Here is an 18,964-nt window from a genome sequence, read left to right as displayed (position 1 = left end):
TCTGTGAGTCCCAGCATTCTGCTCGTTGACGATGAACCTTTTCAGCTCAAGCTGCTCGCCCGCCAGCTCGTCAACCTCGGACAGAATTCCGTCGAGACCTGCACTTCTGGTCAAGAGGCACTGGGTATGTTGGATGCCCAGCCGACCACTAGATGGTTGATTTTTCTTGATCTTAATATGCCCGACATGGACGGGGTGAAGTTCATCCGCCAGCTTGTGGCGCGGAGTTATCGCGGCGCGTTGGTGCTGTTTAGCGGTGAGGATGAGCGCATTTTGGAAATGGCGGTGCGGCTGGGGCAGGCGCATCAGTTGATGATGTTAGGACATCTCCACAAACCAATTCAGCCTGAAGTGTTGCAAATATTGCTGGGGCGCTGGTCGGAGCAGATGTCAGAAATGGTGCAGGAAATTCCGCGAACGTATGGCGCAGCGGCGGTGCAACGCGCCATTGCGAACGGCGAGCTGGTCAACTATTACCAGCCCAAGGTGGAGGTGGCGACCGGTGCGTTCGTTGGCGTGGAAACGTTGGTGCGCTGGCAACATCCCGACGACGGGCTGGTGTTCCCAGATCGGTTTATTAGCGTGGCGGAAACGCACGGACTGATCGACGCGCTCACTCGCGTGGTGTTGATTGAGGCGCTGGCGCAAGCGCGGTGCTGGCGCGATGCCGGGCTGGCGCTGCGGGTGGCGGTGAATGTGTCGATGGATAATTTGCTGCAATTAGATTTTGCTGATTTTGTATTGGATCAATTGGTTGATGCGGGAATAGCGGCGCAAGATTTGATTTTAGAAGTGACGGAATCGCGCTTGATGACCGATTTACGCATTCCGTTGGACGTTCTCACCCGCCTGCGGCTGAAACATATCAGCCTGTCGATTGATGATTTTGGGACGGGTCATTCGTCGCTGGCGCAATTGCGCGATATTGCGTTTAGTGAACTCAAAATTGATCGCGGTTTCGTCCACAACGCCAATCAAGACAACACCAAGCACGCCATTTTTAGCGCCAGTCTCGGCATCGCCCGCCAATTAGAGATGAAGGCTGTCGCCGAAGGGGTGGAAGATCGTGCGGATTGGGAATTTCTGCGCCAGCAAGATTGTGATTTAGCGCAGGGATATTTTGTCGCCAAAGCAATGCCAGCAGCGGAATTACCGTGCTGGCTGCTGGAATGGACGGGGCGTTATGCCGCGCTGCGGTGATTTCAGCTACAGCGTTACCAGCCACAGCGATAAATATAAAACAAGTCACTGACAACGATGGGTATAAATCTATTATTGTATTCCAACATCTGGAATCGACATCAAGATGTTTATTAAAATAAAAAAGCCCTCTTTCAATAAAAGAGGGCTGATAAGATCACACTAAAAATGGTGATTATTTCACTGTATAGCTTTTGGTCAGTTGATTATCCGCTTCGTTGGATTCCGTTGTAGTGCAGCGGCTATCAATAAATGCCCGTGCAGTATAAGTTCCCGCGTTGGGAGTCCGTAATCGCGCTGTTAACGTGCGACTCGCCCCAGCAGCCAAGCTACCAACTTTAGTTTGTGCATTGCCCAATGCCCCGCAAGTACCGATCTTGGTTTGACTTTTCCAAATGGTTAAACTGCCAGCGTCCAATGCTTTTTTAGAAAAGTTCTTTACCGTAACTGCCACATCAAAAAGACCATTGATGATTGGTGTCGTGGGCGTAATAACCATATTGGTAATTGCCAAATCAACCGCAGTTGCAGTAAATGTTGCTGTAACATTTTGTGTTGCGTTCATGCTGATCGTGCAGGTGCTTGAGCCATTACAAGCGCCACTCCAACCGGTAAATACAGAACCAACATCAGCAATCGCTTTCAGTGTGACTGATTGTCCATTTGTATGGCTTTCATTGCAATCCATGCCGCAGTTGATTTTACCATCAGTAGTAGTGACAACACCCGATCCCGTGCCTTTTTTAATGACATTAAGCACATAACCTGCTGTTAACTTGAAATTTGCCGTCACGATTTTATTCGCAGTAACATTCGTCAAACTGCAACTCGCGCCGTAACAATCACCACCAAATCCAGTAAACGTGTAACCGGAGTTTGGCGTTGCGGTGCAATTACTGGAACCGCCATAAGTCACCGGATTAACGCTGCAACTCACGCTGCCACCAATTGACGGATTGGCAGTGGCGTTAATTGGATAAGTGATTGCGGTGAAATTCGCTGTCACAGTTTTATTGCCGGTGACGTTATTCAAGTTGCAATAGGTGCTGCTGCAATCACCACCAAAGCCAGTAAACGTATAACCCGCATTTGCTGTTGCGGTGCAATTACTGGAGCCGCCATAACTCACTGGATTAACGCTGCAATTCACGCTACCGCCAATTGAAGGATTCGCAGTGGCGTTAATTGGATAAGTGATTGCGGTGAAATTCGCCGTCACAGTTTTGTTGCTGGTGACGTTATTCAAGCTGCAATAGGTGCCGCTGCAATCACCAGCAAATCCAGTAAACGTGTAACCGGAGTTTGGCGTGGCGCTGCAATTACTCGAACCGCCATAACTAACTGGATTAACGCTGCAACTCACGCTTCCGCCAATTGAAGGCTTAGCAAGTGTGCTAACGGTGAATTTTTTAGCAGTGAAATTCGCCGTCACAGTTTTATTCGCCGTGACATTCGTCAAGCTGCAACTCTTGCCGCTGCAATCGCCGCTAAATCCAGCAAACGTATAATCCGTATTTGCTGTCGCAGTGCAATTACTCGAACCACCATAAGCAACCGGATTCACGCTGCAACTCACGCCGCCGCCAATTGAAGGATTAGCAAGTATGCTAACGGTGAATTTTTTAGCAGTGAAATTCGCCGTCACATTTTTATTGCTGGTGACATTCGTCAAGCTGCAACTCGTGCCGCTGCAATCACCAGCAAATCCAGTAAACGTATAACCCGCATTTGCTGTCGCAGTGCAATTACTGGAGCCGCCATAACTAACTGGATTAACGCTGCAACTCACGCTTCCGCCAATTGAAGGCTTAGCAAGTGTGCTAACGGTGAATTTTTTAGCAGTGAAATTCGCCGTCACAGTTTTATTCGCCGTGACATTCGTCAAGCTGCAACTCGTGCCGTAGCAATCGCCACCAAAGCCAGTAAATGTGTAACCGGTATTTGGCGTTGCAGTGCAATTTGTTGAGCCGCCCTGTATTACTGGATTAACGCTGCAAGTCACGCTGCCGCCCGCGCTGGGATTGGCAACTAACCCGATGGCATAAGTCGGCGCAGGATTAAACGTTGCTAATACCGCTTTTGCGCTATTCATTAGAATTGAACACGCGCCTGATCCGGTACAGCCATTGCTCCAATTACTAAACATATAGCCAGCATCGGGCGTGGCATTGAGATTAACGATGATGCCACCATTGAAATTGGCGGAACAAGTCGAACCGCAATTGATTTTGTAGTCGTCGCTGTAAATCAATCCGTTGCCGCTTTTATTGATTGAGAGCGAATAACTGGTGGGCGCAAAATTAGCGGTGACGGTTTGCGCGGCATTCATGGTGACGGTGCAAGAACCAGTGCCTGAACAACCGCCGCCACTCCAGCCAGTAAATACGGAATTGCTATCGGCAGTGGCAATAAGATTGACAATAGCGCCACCGCTAAAACCGGTCGAAAATGACCAGCAAGTTGGGTCACAGTTAATTATCCCGTCGCTGCTGCTGAAAGTACCATTGCCGCTTCCAGATTTACTGACAGTTAATTCAAACGAGAAATAACTGAACAAATCAAAATTAGCGGTGACGGTTTGCGCCGCATTCATATTGACAGTGCAATTGTCAGTGCCCGAACAACCGCCACCACTCCAGCCGGTGAATACGGAATTGCTATCGGCGGTGGCGGAAAGGGTAATGCTGCCATTCAATGTGGCGGAACAAATACTGCCGCAGTTAATTCCCGCTGGATTGCTGCTGACGCTACCGCTGCCGGTGCCAGATGTATTAACGGTTAATTGAAAAAGATCAAAAGACTGTCCGCCGCGCACGAGGCGAACGTGGAGGTCGTAGTCCCGATCGGCGTAGCCGTAGTAGGCATCGCCAAACTCGTCATACACGATGTAGTTGTTGTTGCCATTGAAACCCACGTACCACGCGTACTTCGCGAAGTTGGCAACCGGAGAACCCGACCAAAACCACGAACCCTGCGTATTGGGAAATTGAGTGGTATCAATTGCCGGTGAATAGCGGCTGTAATCGACCAAGGCTTGTAATTCTTTTACATTCGGTAGTCGCCAATCATCATAACCACCCAACCGCGATGTATTCGCCGCAGTTAATGCGGCGCTCCAATTCATTGTTTTTGCATCACCGGTGCAATTCGTGCCGGTTTGTCCTTCGCTGCATTTTGCCCACATCAGCCCAGTGTTCGACTGCGTTACGGTGCCATCTGCGTTATCAACAAAAGAATCAAAAGACTGTCCGCCGCGGACGAGCCGGACTAACAGTTCATAGATCCAAACGTCGGAGTGGGCGTTGCCATCGTTGAAACCCACGACCCACGCGTATTGCGCGTCGTCGGCAAGCGGAGAACCGGACCAAAACCCCGAACTCGGCGTATCGGGGAAATAATTGGTATTAATTGCCGGTGAATAGCGGCTGTGATCGGCAATTCCCATTAACTCTTTTGGATTTGGCATTCGCCAATCATTAAAACCGCACAAGCCAGTTGAATTAACAGTTTCAGCATAAGCAGCGGTTTGGTAAGGAGCGAAAAATGAATCACTGAGTTTTACCTGCCAGATTAAACCGGTAACATTATCGCGGACGCAGGTGTGATCGGTTGCCGTTGCTGGCAAATCATTTCCGGCAGCGTCCAATTTCGTAAAATCAAAACCGTTGGTGCCGAATTCGGCGTCTTGACCGGGGAAATCGGCGACCGGACACGGCAAGCCGTTTTCGGTTTCATTTGAGCAAGTGGTGATGCCGGTGTCGTTGAGACCGGCGGCGTGAGTGGCGGTGGCGGTAAATGTCGCGGTGACGGTTTGCGCTTCAGACATTGTGACCGTGCAATCGCCAGTTGTATTGGAACACGCGCCGCTCCAGCCGCTGAAGGTCGAATTGGCATCGGCGGTGGCGGAAAGGGTAATGCTGCCATTCAATGTGGCAGAGCAAATACTGCCGCAATTGATCTTGCCATCGCCGCTCGTCACCGTGCCTGCACCGCTTCCAGTTTTAGTGACGGTTAAATCAAAAAAGGAAACAGCAGCGAGACCGCCGCGAACGAGCCGGACGAGCAGCGCATTGCCCCGTTTGAGGTTGAGGGCGTTTCCATCGTTGAAATTCACGCGCCACGCGCCGTTCGCGATGCTGGCACTCGGAGAACCGGACCAAAACCACAAACTCGGCGTATTGGGAAAATAACTGGTGTTAATTGCGGGGCTATAGAGGCTGTAATCTGCCAAGGCTTGCAGCTCTTTGAAATTAGGCAACCGCCAATCGCTGTAACCACCTAAGCGGGAAGTATTCGCGGCAGTTAAAGCGGTGCTCCAATTCATTGTTGTTGCCGTGCCCGTACATCCGCTACCCGTCTGACCTTCACTGCATTTTGCCCACATCAGCCCAGTGTTCGACTGCGTTACGGTGCCATCCGCGTTATCAACAAAAGAATCAAAAGACTGTCCGCCGCGGACGAGCCGGACGCTGCTGTTGCTGACCCGATTGTAGTTGTAGGCGTCGCCATTGTAGAAATTCACGCCCCACGCGCTGCTCGCGCCGTTGGCAAACGGAGAACCCGACCAAAACCGCGAACTCGGCGTACTTGGGAAATAATTGGTATCAATTGTAGGATTAGTTTTTCCGTGATCGGCAATTCCTAATAATTCTTTTATATTCGGCATTCGCCAATCATTAAATCCGCACAAGCCAGTTGTATTAACAGTTCCAGTATAAGTAGCGGCTTGGTTGAAGGTGTAATATGAATCACTGAATTTCACTTGCCAGATCAAACCGGTGACGTTATCGCGGACGCAAGTGTGATCGGTGGCGCTGGCGGGCAAATCATTTCCCGTTGCATCTAACTTGGTGAAATTAAACCCGTTGCTGCCGGATTCAGCATCTTGGCGCGGAAAACCCGCGACCGGACACGGCAAACCATTTTGCGTGGCATTCGAGCAGGTGGTAATGCCGGTGTCGTTGAGACCGTCGGCGTGAGTTGGAATAGTTAGCGCGAGCAGAGCGATCAATCCCGCCCCACGCGCCAGTGAATGAAAAGGTCGCATACGGTCAAGCATTGTCATTCTCCAAGGTGGTGGGAACGAGCGGGACGAGAGTGCAAAACGTCAGAAAATGCCGCTAAACAATAACAGCTTGATGTGAGTGATAGGTGTTTGGATGAGGTAACGGCATGGTTTCCATCATCAACAGTGTCAATACTTCTTTGGCATTTTGCAATGCTTCATCATAGGTTGCGCCGTGCGTATGTGCGTAAGATCCAAACTCAGGCAGCGAAGCGATGTAACACTGATCTTCTTCAGACCATTGAATAAAAATACTGTAATGGTGAGTCATTGCGCCTCCGTGATTTCTTTTAGATAGTCAGTAATTTGCTTTTCCTGATAAGGTTTTGCATCAGCGCCATCATTACCAGATAAAATCAGCTTATTAACCAACAGGTGATGCGACCATTTCGTATGACTGCCTTTTGCATTCTCGCAAACACAGCCTGCTTTTAACAGACGATTTTTTAGCACTCTAATTTTTGGCATGAATATCCTGACCGAGTGCTTGATAAGCTAAAATCATTTCATTCAGCGCGTCGCGGAGTAGCAAGCGACAATCATCAAGATCAATTCCCTCCGTCACGACTTCTGGCCACTCAACGAGTCCCTTGTTTAAGGGCGTATATCTGGCAGTGCAGCTAAACAGCATGGTTTGCTCCTCCTTATATTTTGAGTTGTGTCGTGTGTTCATTAAAAATGAAATTAACTGGCGGCAGATGCGGGAATAGTCAGCACGAGCAGAGCGATCAATCCCGCCCCACGCGCCAGTGCATGAAAAGATTGCATACGGTCAAGCATTGTCATTCTCCAAAGGTGATGAAATTGGCAGAATTACAGCGGTGAACATGAAGTATTAAATGATTAGCTGCGGCGTTCAACTCCTTCTGCCAACAGCATCGTGACTAACGTATTTAACGAAGTTCCTTCTGCCTTGGCACGAGCCACCAAATTGGCGTGCAAGCTACGCGGTAAACGCTGCACCAAGCGCACTGGTGCGGCAGTTTCACCGTAATGAGTGGGTTTGGGAATGGGTTTATTTAAATCAGCGCGAGCAGACATCCATGCCGAAAACGCATCCCGTGCATTAGTCACTGCTTCCGCTTCAGTTGCACCATCCGACATGCAGCCGGGCAGATCAGGAAAAGTAATTAAATAACCACCACCATCTGCTGCCGTTAATGGCGCGACGATGCGGGTATATGCTTCAAACGGATATGGAGCTTCAACATGTGCAATTTTAATTTCACTCATTGGCTTAATTCCCTGATTTGATCGACTAGTGCTACAAAACGCCGTACATAAATAGGCTTGAGAGGACGATGTGCTGGAACGCAGACATCTTCTTCTATGCCGGGAAAAGAAAATACATGATGACTTCCACCTTCATTGCGCCAATCGATGCCATAATGCTGTGCTACATGATGCAAATCATCAATTCTCCAATTAAGTGGATTGTTGCGCATTCGAGCAAGATTTTTATCGCGTGTGTTCATAAAAATGACAGCACTTCTAATTCTGATTGGCAATCCGCCCCACGCACCAGTGCATGAAAAGATCGCATATGGTCGGTCAAGCATTGTCATTCTCCAAAGGTGATGAAATTGGCAGAATTACAGCGGTGAACATGAAGTATTAAGCGATTAGCTGCGGCGTTCAATTCCTTACGCGCAACTGCTTAACCAAGAGGCTTTAGAAAAGACAACAGAATTGCAGAGCGAACTTGAAACGCACTGATTGACATCAGTTGTTATGAAAAATGCAGTCGAATTGGCAATTGCTCATTCGATTTTTTTATTTCGCCACCAGCCGCAGCGACAAATCCACCGCCGTCACATCTTTGGTTAAACCGCCGACCGAAATCCGATTGACGCCAGTTTCCGCCACTGCTCGCAGCGTCGTCAGATTCATATTGCCAGACGCTTCCAACTGCGCCCGCCCAGAGGTGAGCGCGACCGCCTCGCGCAACTGCGCCAGCGAAAAATTATCTAACAAAATCAACTGCGCTCCACCCGCCAACGCCTCATCCAATTCCGCGAGCGATTCCACTTCAATCTCAATCGCCACTCCCGCCTTCAGCGCCTGCGCCGCTGCGAGCGCAGCGTGGATCGAACCCGCCGCTAAGATGTGGTTTTCCTTGATTAAAATCATGTCAAACAGCCCGATGCGGTGATTGTGGCACCCGCCGCAGCGCACCGCGTATTTTTGCTGAAGCCGCAAGCCCGGCAAGGTTTTGCGCGTATCCAACACCTGCACCGGCAGCCCCGCGACCGCATCCGCAAAGTGCCGCGCTCGCGTCGCCGTCCCCGACAACAATTGCAGATAATTCATCGCCGTGCGTTCACCAGTCAGCAATGCGCGGCTGTTGCCCTCCACGCTGCACAACCGCTGCCCCGGCGCGATGCGTTCGCCGTCATGCGCTGCCCAACTCACGCAGCACGTCGGATCAAGCTGTTTGAAAACCGTTTCAAACCAAGCACTTCCGCACAGCGTCGCCGCTTCGCGGGTGATTAACTCCGCCCGCAACGTTTGTCCGGCAGGCAGCAGCGCAGCAGTTAAATCGCCCGTGCCCACATCCTCCGCCAACGCTGTCGCCACCTGCGCGGCGATCAGGGCGGGAGCGGGTAAATCTGCTGTTAAATCAAGCGTTAAAGTCGTCATCAGCAATCTCCAAAAAATCCGCGTATTCCAGCGATTCCGTGTGCTCCGTGTCCCCGCGCCGTCGGTAAATCCGCTGGCGTCACACCGCCGAGCGCGTACACCGGCAGCGCCAGCGGTTCCACCAATTCCGCAAATCGCGCCCAGCCCAGCGGCATCGCATCGGGATGGCTGGCAGTTTTTTGTACCGGCGAGAGCAGCGCGTAATCCAAACCGAGCCGCTCGGCCTGCGCCAACTGCGCGGCATCGTGACAGGACGCGCCAATCAATTCGGTCGCGCTGCCGGGGCGAGCGGTCAGCGTCATCAATAGATGGCTGGTGAGATGCAGCCCGTGTCGCGGCACATTGATGACGCGGTCGGGAGCGCGATTGAGCACCAGCCGCACGCCGTGCTGTTCGCAGCGAGCAAAGAGTTGACGCGCCAATTGGTTGTATTCGGTATCGGTGCGGTCGTGAGCGCGAAATTGCAGCAGTTGAATTCCCCGCGCCAGCGCCAGATCAGCGTCAGTGATTTGCAGCAATGGCGGCAGACGTAACAGATTGATAATTGGGCGATCTCCGGCGGGAAAGACGCTCGGATCAAGCGCTGTCGGCAATTGCCAGTCAAGCGGCTGACCTTCGCATCCGTGCGGGATACCCACAAAATCAGTCACTTGCCGCACGTCCAGCAACACGGTCTGCGGCGGATACACATGGCGCACCACCCGCAGCGGCTGGCTGGCTAAAACTGCAATGCCCAACTCCTCCGCCAATTCCCGCGCCAGCGCCTGCTCCGGCGTTTCGCTGCGCTCGACTTTACCGCCGGGAAATTCCCAGCACCCGCCGTGCGCGACCTGCGGCGGACGTTGGCTAATCAGCACCCGTCCGCTCGCGTCCCGAATGATGCCAACCATGACGTGCAGCGGTGGGCGCTCAACTGCGATATTCGGCATTGATGCGGACATAATCGTAAGAAAAATCACAGGTTAAGACCTGCGCTGCCGCCGTTCCGCGCCCTAAAATGACGCGAATCACAATCTCCGCAGCCGCCATCACTGCCGCGCCAGCCGCCTCGGTGTACTCCGGCGAGCGTCCGCCATTGCTGACGATTCGCACGTCGCCGAGATCAATTTGCACGCGGGCGATGTCCAAATCCGTCACGCCAGCGCGTCCGACTGCCGCCAAAATCCGCCCCCAATTCGGATCGGACGCAAACAGCGCCGTTTTCACCAGCGGCGAGTGCGCGATGGTGTAGGCGACCTGTCGCGCTTCCGCAACATCTGCCGCATCGTCCACCCGCACCGTCACCAGCTTAGTTGCGCCTTCGCCATCGCGGACAATCGCAGTGGCTAATTCCAGACACACTGCATCAACGGCGGTTTGCAGCGCCGCATATTCGGCACTTTCTGCGTGATCAATCAACGGGTTGCCGAGCGCACCGCTGGCAATCAACACGCAGGAATCGTTGGTTGATGTGTCGCCGTCAATCGTAATTGCGTTGAATGAACCGGCAACTGCCTGCTCCAAACAACGTTGTAGTAGCGCAGGCGCAACAGTGGCATCAGTGGCAATAAACGCCAGCATCGTCGCCATATTCGGGCAAATCATCCCCGCACCTTTGGCGATGCCCGTCACCGTCGCCGTCTGACCATTCAACTCAAATTGACGCGAGACCAGTTTGGGCACCGTGTCGGTCGTCATAATCGCCCGCGCTGCGAGCGGCCACGCGCTCGCATCCAGCCGCGTCAACAGCTCCGGCAGCGCAGCCGCGAGGCGCTCCACCGGCAGCGGTTCGCCGATCACGCCGGTCGAAAACGGCAGAATTTGCTCAGGTAAACAAGCAGTTAGCTCCGCCAACGCTGCGCACGAAGCCTGCGCGTCAATCAGCCCGCGCTCGCCGGTTCCAGCGTTGGCGTTGCCGGAATTGATGAGCAAATAACGCGGCGCAGTCGTCGCCAAATGCTGCCGCGCCAACGTGACCGGCGCAGCACAAAAGGCATTGCGGGTGAACACGGCGGCGGCGCTGCTGCCCGGCGCGAGTGCCAACACCAGCAAATCATCGCGCCCGTGATAACGAATACCCGCCGCGCCGGTCGCCAATTGCACTCCGGCGACCGGTAAAAATGAAAGTTCAACTCCGTTCATTTTCAACTCGCTTTACCGCAGCATTGTTTGTATTTCTTACCCGAACCGCACGGACAAGGATCATTGCGCCCGATCTTTTCATTCGTGCGAATAAACGGTTGTGATACGGGAGCCGTTTTATGTTCTGCATCCGCAGCGGCTGGCGCTTCAGTCTCATCATCCGCAAAACCATGAAATTCATCATGTTTGAATTCAAACGTCGGCAATGGCGGAGCGAAATTAAGCGGCGCAGGCGCAGCGCCAATATGCAATCGCGCCAACGTCGTCACCACATCATGTTTAATGGTATCGAGCATTGCCGAAAACATTTCAAATGCCTCGCGCTTGTATTCCTGTTTCGGATTCTTTTGCGCATAACCGCGCAAATGAATTCCTTGGCGCAGATAATCCATTGCCGCCAGATGATCTTTCCATTCACTGTCAAGCGTTTGCAACATCACCGCTTTTTCAATCTGCCGCAATTGCGCTGCCCCAACTTGTTCTTCCTGTTCGGTATAGCGGGCAATGAGCGTATCGTGAATACGGCGGCGCAAACTCTCTTCATGCAAACGGTCATCGCTATCCAGCCAGTATTGAATTGGCCACTCACCGCCGAATAGATCAGTTAATGCTGCCGTCAAGCCCGCAATATCCCATTGCTCTTCCAAACTTTCTGGTGGAATGTGCGCATTGATAATTGCCTGCAACGTATCCTCGCGCATGGCATCAACGGTCTCGGAAATATCCACGCTATCCATCAATTCCCGGCGCTGCCGATAAATGACTTTGCGCTGATCATTCGCCACGTCGTCATATTCTAATAATTGCTTGCGAATATCAAAATTGCGCCCTTCAACCTTGCGCTGCGCATTTTCAATCGACTTCGTGACCCAAGGATGTTCAATCGCTTCACCATTTTGCATTCCAAGCCGCTGCATCATTTTACCGACGCGCTCGGAGGCAAAAATCCGCATCAAATTGTCTTCCAATGACAAATAAAAGCGCGATGAACCCGGATCACCTTGTCGCCCAGAACGCCCGCGCAATTGGTTGTCAATACGCCGCGATTCATGGCGTTCAGTACCAATGACATGCAGCCCACCAGCAGCAATCACTTGTGCATGACGCGCTTGCCAAGTTGTACGAATGTGATCAATATCTTCATTCACTCCCGCAGCAGCACATTCCGCCTCTAAATTACCACCGAGCACAATATCAGTACCGCGACCGGCCATATTGGTTGCAATCGTCACTGCGCCGGGTTTACCGGCTTGCGCAATAATTCCCGCCTCACGCTCATGCTGTTTCGCATTCAACACTTCATGAGTGATGCCGTGTTGTTTTAATAGCGCCGACACCAATTCCGAAGTTTCAATTGATGCAGTGCCCACCAATACCGGCTGCCCGCGTCGCACGCAATCCTGAATATCAGTAATGATGGCCTGATATTTTTCATTCTGCGTTAAATACACCAAATCACCACGATCATCGCGGATCATCGGTTGATTGGTGGGAATCACGACCACTTCTAGCCCATAAATCTGTTGGAATTCATAGGCTTCAGTGTCAGCCGTGCCAGTCATGCCAGCGAGCTTGGGATATAAACGGAATAGATTTTGAAAGGTAATCGACGCCATCGTTTGGTTTTCGGATTGAATAGCGACGCCTTCTTTCGCCTCTACTGCTTGATGCAATCCTTCTGACCAGCGCCGCCCGGGCATGGTGCGTCCAGTGAATTCATCCACGATGATAATTTGTCCATCGCGGACGATATATTCGACATTCTTTTGAAACAAGACATGCGCTTTTAATGCCGCATAGACATGGTGCATCAATACGATATTGCTGGGATCATATAGCACTGCGCCTTCATCAAGCAGCCCACTTTCTACCAACATCTGCTCGACTTTTTCATGCCCTTCTTCACTGAGATACACCTGCCGCAGTTTCTCATCAACTGAATAATCACCGGGACCAAAATCAGGTTTCCCTTCATCGTTGGTGATCGGCGCTTGCCGAGTTAAACGCGGAATCAGTTTATTGATGTGTTGATAGAGTTCAGTGCTGCCTTCAGAGGTGCCAGAAATAATGAGCGGCGTCCGCGCTTCATCAATTAAAATGGAGTCCACTTCATCAACAATAGCGAAAAAGGGTTCGCGTTGCGTGCGCTGTTCCGGCGTAAATGCCATATTGTCGCGCAGGTAATCAAAACCGAATTCATTATTCGTGCCGTAGGTAATGTCAGCAGCATAGGTTTGTTTGCGCGTGACTGGACGCAAATGACGATAACCGCCATCATTTTCATGCGCTTCGTATTGCGGATCGAATTGATAAGAGGAGACATCAGGGCCTAAACCGCCAGATGAATTGATGACACCAATTGATAAACCGAGAAAATGATATAAACGCCCCATCCACGCGGCATCACGACGCGCTAAATAATCATTGACGGTGACGACGTGTACGCCTTTGGCAGGCAGCGCATTGAGATAAGCGGCGAGGGTGGCGACCAGCGTTTTGCCTTCGCCGGTGCGCATTTCGGCGATTTTGCCGTCGTTGAGCACCATGCCGCCGACCATTTGCACGTCAAAATGGCGCATTCCGAGCACGCGCTTGCCCGCTTCGCGCACGACGGCGAACGCTTCCGGCAGCAAGCTGTCAAGTGTTGCGCCGGTGGTCAACCGCTGGCGAAATTCTGCGGTTTTAGCGGTCAATTCCGCGTCGGAAAGCGGCGCGAGCTGCGTTTCCAGCGCGTTGATTTGCGCCACAGATTTCAGCAGCGTTTTCACCAGCCGCTCATTGCGGCTCCCAAAAATCTTCTTAAACAGACGAGTAACCATCGGAGAAATATGAATACCTGGTTAGAAAAATCGTTGAATCATACTGGATTTTCCGCTCGGCGGCTGATTAGGCGGCGCGGCGCGGAATTCAGGAGAATAAAAAATGCGCATCAACCGGCGGCGCGGTGAACAATTCGGCTGGACACTCGGCTGGCTGGGCGGTTTTATATGGGTCGCGGCGCTGGCAATGCAGTGTGGTTGGCAAGGACAATGGCGAGCAAGCGCAAGTGGATTGCTATTGACCGCAGTGGCGGGTGGAATGATTTATTATTGCGCTCCTTGGCGGCATCCATTGCGCCCATATTGGCAATTATTATTAGCGCCCTATACGTTATTTATGCTGTCTATCGTATGGGCAATTGTCGCATTTGGCGGCTGGGATGCGCTAGAATTCAATCTCTGGTCACTGCTACAATTCGCACCGCTATTGATTCCAGTGCTGGGTGTGCCCGCTCGCCGTACTTGGGCAGATGGTGAATTTCCGCCTGCACAGATGAAATAAAAATACAATTTTTGGGGAATGAAATGATGTCGATAGAACTGTCCACGCTCACCGCTATTTCACCAGTTGACGGGCGTTATGCTGCCCGCACAGCGGCATTGCGCTTGCTGTTTAGTGAATACGGTTTAATGCGCCAGCGCGTGCGGGTTGAAATTCGCTGGTTGCAACACTTGTCACAGCATCCTGCGATTGCGGAAGTGCCCGTTTTTTCTGCGGCAGCGATGCAATTACTCAATCACATTGCTGACAATTTCACGCTCGCTGATGCGCAACGCATTAAAGAGATTGAGCGCACCACGAATCACGATGTGAAAGCTGTTGAGTATTTTTTGAAAGAACGGATCGCTGATAATGCTGAATTGGCAGCGGTGAGCGAATTCATTCATTTTGCCTGCACCTCAGAAGACATCAATAACCTTGCACACGGGTTAATGTTGCAAGAAGGACGTGCGCAAGTGCTATTGCCGGATATGGATCAATTAATTGCTGCGCTGCGTGAACTTGCACATCGTTATGCGGCGCAACCCATGTTGGCGCGTACTCACGGGCAACCTGCTACGCCAACTACACTCGGTAAAGAAATCGCAAATGTGGTGTATCGGTTGCGCACGCAGCGTCAACGCATTGCCGATGTGATCTTGCTTGGAAAAATCAACGGTGCAGTTGGAAATTACAACGCCCATTACGTTGCTTATCCGCAAGTGAATTGGCCAGAACTCGCGCAGGAATTCGTCACTTCATTGGGTTTAACTTGGAATCCGTACACCACGCAAATTGAGCCACATGATTATATGGCGGAGTTATTTGATGGTGTGGTGCGGTTTAATAACATTGTGAGTGATTTTTGCCGCGATGTGTGGGGCTATATTTCGCTCGGTTATTTCAAACAACGGACGGTCGCTGGTGAAGTTGGTTCTTCAACCATGCCGCATAAAGTGAATCCGATTGATTTTGAAAATGCGGAAGGCAATCTCGGTTTAGCCAATGCGATTTTGGAACATCTCGCCGGCAAATTAACCCTTTCACGGTGGCAGCGTGATCTCACTGATTCAACGGTATTGCGCAATCTCGGCGTTGGCTTTGCGCATACAACCATTGCTTTGCATTCGACTTTGAAAGGCATCAGTAAATTAGAAGCAGACCCAGCGCGATTAGCCGCAGATTTAGAGGCGAATTGGGAAGTGCTCGCCGAGCCAATTCAAACGGTGATGCGCCGTTATGGTGTGGCGGAACCCTATGAAAAACTCAAGGAATTGACACGCGGGCAGCGGATCAGTGCGGCAGCATTAGATGCGTTTGTTGCTGGCTTAGAATTGCCAATCGCAGCGCAATTGGAATTGCGGGCATTAACGCCGGCGACCTATGTAGGAATTGCGGCGCAATTGGCGCTGGCGGTATAAGGCGACTGGCGAGCATTTGATAGACAATAAAAAGCCGATTTCGTGATTGAAATCGGCTTTTTATTCACAGCGAACTGGTAGCGAAGATTGACATTAACCGTCGTATTCGGCGTTAATTTTCACCCGACGTTGCTCAACTGAATAAATATCAACCCCGGGAATCATGTCTTGCTTGCCGCGACTTTTTACTGACACGATGTCACTCGCAGGAACGCCTTTGCTCACCATGTATTCACGCACGGTCTCAGCGCGGCGTTGTCCCAGCCGGTAATTGTATTCATCTGATCCTTTCGCATCAGTGTGACCGGTCAATGAAATCTGTTCGCGGGTCGGCGTTTCCTTCACTTGTGTAATGTAATCATCCAAGCGCCGCAATTCATTATCGTTGACGATGTTGCTCAGTTGGTATTTATCAAATTCAAAATTTAAGCGCACCGTGAATTCTTTGGGAACTGCTGCCACTGGCGCAGCTTTGGTGCAGGGCGACAAGTCGCCATCGCCATGCAAACTCTGCCAACATTCATCATAGTTATTCACCCAGGCAGTGCCTTCTGGTTGCGCTGACCAAAAATGCTCATCGTTGTAATCATCGCCTGCCTGTGCCGCCAGTGGAGCGGTCACACTCAGAGCAATCACCAACGCGGTGGCTAAACGTGACATCGGGAGTGAGGTGTGCATATTCAAAATCCTATTGCAAAAGTGAAGATGGTTGACCAAAGAGCCAACGCTGACAATGCGGCAAGTCGTCTGCAAAAAACAACAGCGTCATGCTTTTGCGACGGAACCAGATCAAGTCGCAAAGTAAAACCACAGACATTTTAGCCCACAACTGCCTCAAAAGAGCAACTTTTTCTGCCTTCGTGTCATATTTACCACGAATGTTTTTTGAATGCGACAGTTGCTTACGGGTGGCGCAGTTGCAAAAAAGTTGTCAGTTGTCAGTTGGCGGTTGGCAGTGAAAAGCACGGTTGTTAGCGATCAGTAATAACTGACAACGCAATCAATCACTTATATCCGCAACTGCGTCACTCTAATTTGTGCAACACCGACGCCAAACGCTTGGAACCAGATTTTTTTGTCCACGCCGCAGTTCGTCATTTTTTTACCACGACTGCCACGCCATTGAGCCGCATCACAGTCGCAATTATTTTCTTGTTTAGGATCGTTTTTGATGAAACCACCACCGCCTCGTTCTGCTGCGCGACCCCTGTCTCAGCGCCGCAGTCAAAACCTACTGCGCCAGCCGCCGCGCTGGATTCGTCCGACCTTGATCGGTTTATTGGCGCTGATTGCATTGGCGCTGCCGTTGACGTGGTGGGGCAACGACTCGCACCAGCGCACGTTCCAAAATCGCACGCTGGGCGTGATCGTGCAGGAACAATTACGGCGCTGGTTCCCGCAGTCGCCCACTCCCGTCAATGATGGTTGGTACGGGCTGGAGCAGCGGGTGCGGGCGGTGAATTCAAGACAACCGCGCATCGTGTTGGTGCATGGCATGGATGAGCCCGGCAACATCTGGCATGACCTGTTTCCGGTGTTGGATGCCGCTGGTTTTGAGGTGTGGGAATTTCGCTACCCGCAAGATCAATCCCTTGACGCGATCACGCAGGATTTTGCGCAGCGGTGGGCAACGCTGCCGACGACACGCCCGGTGATTGTGATTGGTCACGATCTGGGCGGGCTGGTGCTCCGCGAGTTCATCACCCGCTGGCGGCATCCGGTCGGCAGTCCGCCGCGCAGCACGGGTGCGGTGGTGCGCGGCGCGGTGCTGATTGCGACGCCCAATCAAGGCACCGACTGGGCGCGACTGCGGGTGTGGTTGGAACTGCGCGATCAATTTTTATATGACACAGAACGGCGGTTTGCGCTCTTTGCGGCGCTGCGCGATGGCACCGCTGCTGCCGTTCTTGATGTGCAGCCCGGCAGCGCCACGCTCACTGCGCTCAATGCACAAGCGTGGCCGGAAACGGTGGGATTGCAACTGATTGGTGGCGTGTTGACCGCACCAACGCCGCAAATGACCGCCAGCATCGCGGCCTTGGTCAAGGCGACGGCGGTGGTGGAGTTTCAAGAAGCGTTGATGGCGTGGTGGACAGAGTTGGGTGCCAAGCTCGGCGATGGCGTGTTACCGCTGGAGGCGCTCGCGCTGCCGAATGCGCCAGCGCCGCTCGCGCTGCCGGCATCGCATCGCGGGCTGCTCACGCGGGCGGTATCGACCGATCCTGAGCCGGTGGCGATTGCGCCGCTGGTGCAAATGCTGCAAGCGTGGAGTGGCGAAATTGCCGTGCCGCGCAGCGTTAATCCTGCGCCAGCACTTCCGGCAGCGCCGCGAAGATAAATAATTGAATTGATTTGATTAAAACGGATCATCACGCAGCCAAACGACTGCGTGATGACGGCTGGCAGGTTATCGTGGCGACCGCGCTGGTGTGCTCAGTGGTGCCATGTGCAGCATCCATTCCGGTTGCGGATGCGGCATCGGAGCGGCAACTGGAGCAGGCGCAGTTTCAACTGCTGCCGGAGCTGCTGGTGCAGCTTCAACTGGAGCTGGCGCTTCGACTGCCGGAGCTTCCGCTGCTGGCGCAGATGCTGCGTCAACCGGAGCTGGCGCTTCAGCCGCAGGTGCGGTCTCAACTGCCACAGGTGCGGCTTCGACTACTGGCGCTTCTGCTTCAGCCGCAGGTGCGGCGTCAACTGCCGGAGCTTCTGCTGCTGGTGCGGCGTCAACCGGAGCTGGCGCTTCAGCCGCAGGTGCGGCGTCAACTGCCGGAGCTGGTGCTTCAACGACCGCTGGAGCTGGCGCAGCGACTGGCGCTGGTGGTGCGACGGGTTTGGTGAGGTTGACGGTGCCGATCCGCGCCAAGTTGGCGCTCAATTGTTCGGTCGTAAAGCTCGGCGCTTCCGCACCAATCATGCCGTTAGAAATCGCGTGTGAAACGCCAAAAATTGCCAGCACGATCACGCCGCCGATAATGACTTTGGTGCTGCCGATATTGCTTAAAGCTGCGGGCATCAAGCCGGGGGTTACTTCACTCATTGAGGTTGATCCTATCGTTAGAACGTCAAATAAACAGCAAGGTTAATACAAGTCTGGTCTGGTTGCTCAGATGCGGAGATGGGATCAGATCAAAATCCTGCGTGGTGCGTTATTGCTGATTTAATAACGGCTTTTTCGCAAGTGCAGCAATTTTCATTGATCTTAATCATGTTGCAGTTG

General features: G+C 52.3%; 16 protein-coding genes. 4 read left to right on the top strand and 12 right to left on the bottom strand.

Annotated elements, in window-relative coordinates; all coding sequences use genetic code 11:
• The first annotated feature begins 3 nt into the window (after positions 1-3).
• Positions 4-1,200 carry an EAL domain-containing response regulator gene (locus CKO12_RS04215; protein ID WP_338032692.1) on the top strand — a complete coding sequence of 399 codons (1,197 nt, stop codon included), beginning with the start codon at positions 4-6 and terminating at the stop codon, positions 1,198-1,200.
• Positions 1,201-1,375: 175 nt separating this feature from the next.
• On the opposite strand, the gene CKO12_RS04210 is transcribed toward CKO12_RS04215, so the two are convergent.
• From CKO12_RS04210 to secA, 10 genes are all read right to left on the bottom strand, one after another.
• Positions 1,376-6,259, bottom strand: a complete 4,884-nt coding sequence (locus CKO12_RS04210; protein ID WP_200153484.1) for an Lcl domain-containing protein — start codon at positions 6,257-6,259, stop codon at positions 1,376-1,378.
• A 61-nt stretch (positions 6,260-6,320) separates the two neighbouring features.
• Entirely contained in the window at positions 6,321-6,536 is a 216-nt protein-coding gene (locus CKO12_RS04205) for a type II toxin-antitoxin system HicB family antitoxin (protein WP_200153483.1), read from the bottom strand.
• Positions 6,533-6,733 (bottom strand): type II toxin-antitoxin system HicA family toxin, encoded by a 201-nt coding sequence (locus CKO12_RS04200; RefSeq protein WP_200153482.1) that lies wholly within the window; start codon positions 6,731-6,733, stop codon positions 6,533-6,535. The genes CKO12_RS04205 and CKO12_RS04200 overlap by 4 nt, the downstream gene beginning before the upstream one ends.
• Complete coding sequence (locus tag CKO12_RS04195; protein WP_200153481.1) at positions 6,720-6,896, bottom strand: type II toxin-antitoxin system HicB family antitoxin; 177 nt, start codon at positions 6,894-6,896, stop codon at positions 6,720-6,722. The genes CKO12_RS04200 and CKO12_RS04195 overlap by 14 nt, the downstream gene beginning before the upstream one ends.
• A gap of 212 nt (positions 6,897-7,108) precedes the next feature.
• The gene (locus CKO12_RS04190) at positions 7,109-7,498 is read right to left on the bottom strand and encodes a type II toxin-antitoxin system HicB family antitoxin (protein ID WP_200153480.1); all 390 of its coding nucleotides are present in this window, start codon (positions 7,496-7,498) and stop codon (positions 7,109-7,111) included.
• On the bottom strand, positions 7,495-7,824 hold the full coding sequence (locus CKO12_RS04185; RefSeq protein WP_242466195.1) for a hypothetical protein: 330 nt from the start codon (positions 7,822-7,824) through the stop codon (positions 7,495-7,497). Before CKO12_RS04185 ends, CKO12_RS04190 begins: the two co-directional genes overlap by 4 nt.
• A 214-nt stretch (positions 7,825-8,038) precedes the next feature.
• Positions 8,039-8,905: a carboxylating nicotinate-nucleotide diphosphorylase gene (gene nadC, locus CKO12_RS04180; RefSeq protein ID WP_200153479.1), complete on the bottom strand. Its 867-nt coding sequence runs from the start codon at positions 8,903-8,905 to the stop codon at positions 8,039-8,041.
• On the bottom strand, positions 8,905-9,846 hold the full coding sequence (locus tag CKO12_RS04175) for a Nudix family hydrolase (protein ID WP_274599894.1): 942 nt from the start codon (positions 9,844-9,846) through the stop codon (positions 8,905-8,907). Before CKO12_RS04175 ends, nadC begins: the two co-directional genes overlap by 1 nt.
• A complete protein-coding gene (gene argJ / locus CKO12_RS04170; RefSeq protein WP_200153478.1) occupies positions 9,815-11,026 on the bottom strand; it encodes a bifunctional glutamate N-acetyltransferase/amino-acid acetyltransferase ArgJ in 1,212 nt (403 codons plus the stop codon). The genes CKO12_RS04175 and argJ overlap by 32 nt, the downstream gene beginning before the upstream one ends.
• Before the next feature lie 2 nt (positions 11,027-11,028).
• Positions 11,029-13,845 carry a preprotein translocase subunit SecA gene (gene secA / locus CKO12_RS04165; RefSeq protein WP_200153477.1) on the bottom strand — a complete coding sequence of 939 codons (2,817 nt, stop codon included), beginning with the start codon at positions 13,843-13,845 and terminating at the stop codon, positions 11,029-11,031.
• A gap of 103 nt (positions 13,846-13,948) precedes the next feature.
• Here secA and CKO12_RS04160 point away from each other — a divergent pair, with 103 nt between their 5' ends.
• Both CKO12_RS04160 and purB read left to right on the top strand, forming a co-directional pair.
• Positions 13,949-14,347 carry a hypothetical protein gene (locus CKO12_RS04160; protein WP_200153476.1) on the top strand — a complete coding sequence of 133 codons (399 nt, stop codon included), beginning with the start codon at positions 13,949-13,951 and terminating at the stop codon, positions 14,345-14,347.
• A gap of 26 nt (positions 14,348-14,373) precedes the next feature.
• Positions 14,374-15,747 carry an adenylosuccinate lyase gene (gene purB, locus CKO12_RS04155; protein WP_200153475.1) on the top strand — a complete coding sequence of 458 codons (1,374 nt, stop codon included), beginning with the start codon at positions 14,374-14,376 and terminating at the stop codon, positions 15,745-15,747.
• 93 nt (positions 15,748-15,840) lie between these two features.
• Here the strand turns inward: purB and CKO12_RS04150 are convergent, their stop codons facing one another.
• Positions 15,841-16,425: an OmpA family protein gene (locus tag CKO12_RS04150; RefSeq protein WP_200153474.1), complete on the bottom strand. Its 585-nt coding sequence runs from the start codon at positions 16,423-16,425 to the stop codon at positions 15,841-15,843.
• 493 nt (positions 16,426-16,918) lie between these two features.
• Here CKO12_RS04150 and CKO12_RS04145 point away from each other — a divergent pair, with 493 nt between their 5' ends.
• Complete coding sequence (locus CKO12_RS04145; protein ID WP_200153473.1) at positions 16,919-18,085, top strand: esterase/lipase family protein; 1,167 nt, start codon at positions 16,919-16,921, stop codon at positions 18,083-18,085.
• 69 nt (positions 18,086-18,154) lie between these two features.
• Here CKO12_RS04145 and CKO12_RS04140 read toward each other — a convergent pair whose 3' ends face one another.
• Positions 18,155-18,784 (bottom strand): hypothetical protein, encoded by a 630-nt coding sequence (locus CKO12_RS04140; RefSeq protein ID WP_200153472.1) that lies wholly within the window; start codon positions 18,782-18,784, stop codon positions 18,155-18,157.
• Between the last annotated feature and the right edge of the window lie 180 nt (positions 18,785-18,964).

It is taken from the genome of Chromatium okenii (genome assembly GCF_016583745.1).
Taxonomy (GTDB): Bacteria; Pseudomonadota; Gammaproteobacteria; order Chromatiales; family Chromatiaceae; genus Chromatium; species Chromatium okenii.
The sequence above is the reverse complement of the archived record's forward strand: the minus strand, read 5'-3'. Positions and strand labels throughout refer to the sequence as shown.

Bases quoted from the DNA above. Each gene is read 5' to 3' on its own strand.
- CKO12_RS04210 (WP_200153484.1), bottom strand. From the start codon at position 6,259: ATGCTTGACCGTATGCGACCTTTTCATTCACTGGCGCGTGGGGCGGGA.
- CKO12_RS04205 (WP_200153483.1), bottom strand. From the start codon at position 6,536: ATGACTCACCATTACAGTATTTTTATTCAATGGTCTGAAGAAGATCAG.
- CKO12_RS04200 (WP_200153482.1), bottom strand. From the start codon at position 6,733: ATGCCAAAAATTAGAGTGCTAAAAAATCGTCTGTTAAAAGCAGGCTGT.
- CKO12_RS04195 (WP_200153481.1), bottom strand. From the start codon at position 6,896: ATGCTGTTTAGCTGCACTGCCAGATATACGCCCTTAAACAAGGGACTC.
- CKO12_RS04190 (WP_200153480.1), bottom strand. From the start codon at position 7,498: ATGAGTGAAATTAAAATTGCACATGTTGAAGCTCCATATCCGTTTGAA.
- CKO12_RS04185 (WP_242466195.1), bottom strand. From the start codon at position 7,824: ATGCTTGACCGACCATATGCGATCTTTTCATGCACTGGTGCGTGGGGC.
- nadC (WP_200153479.1), bottom strand. From the start codon at position 8,905: ATGACGACTTTAACGCTTGATTTAACAGCAGATTTACCCGCTCCCGCC.
- CKO12_RS04175 (WP_274599894.1), bottom strand. From the start codon at position 9,846: ATGTCCGCATCAATGCCGAATATCGCAGTTGAGCGCCCACCGCTGCAC.
- argJ (WP_200153478.1), bottom strand. From the start codon at position 11,026: ATGAACGGAGTTGAACTTTCATTTTTACCGGTCGCCGGAGTGCAATTG.
- secA (WP_200153477.1), bottom strand. From the start codon at position 13,845: ATGGTTACTCGTCTGTTTAAGAAGATTTTTGGGAGCCGCAATGAGCGG.
- CKO12_RS04160 (WP_200153476.1), top strand. From the start codon at position 13,949: ATGCGCATCAACCGGCGGCGCGGTGAACAATTCGGCTGGACACTCGGC.
- purB (WP_200153475.1), top strand. From the start codon at position 14,374: ATGTCGATAGAACTGTCCACGCTCACCGCTATTTCACCAGTTGACGGG.
- CKO12_RS04150 (WP_200153474.1), bottom strand. From the start codon at position 16,425: ATGCACACCTCACTCCCGATGTCACGTTTAGCCACCGCGTTGGTGATT.
- CKO12_RS04145 (WP_200153473.1), top strand. From the start codon at position 16,919: ATGAAACCACCACCGCCTCGTTCTGCTGCGCGACCCCTGTCTCAGCGC.
- CKO12_RS04140 (WP_200153472.1), bottom strand. From the start codon at position 18,784: ATGAGTGAAGTAACCCCCGGCTTGATGCCCGCAGCTTTAAGCAATATC.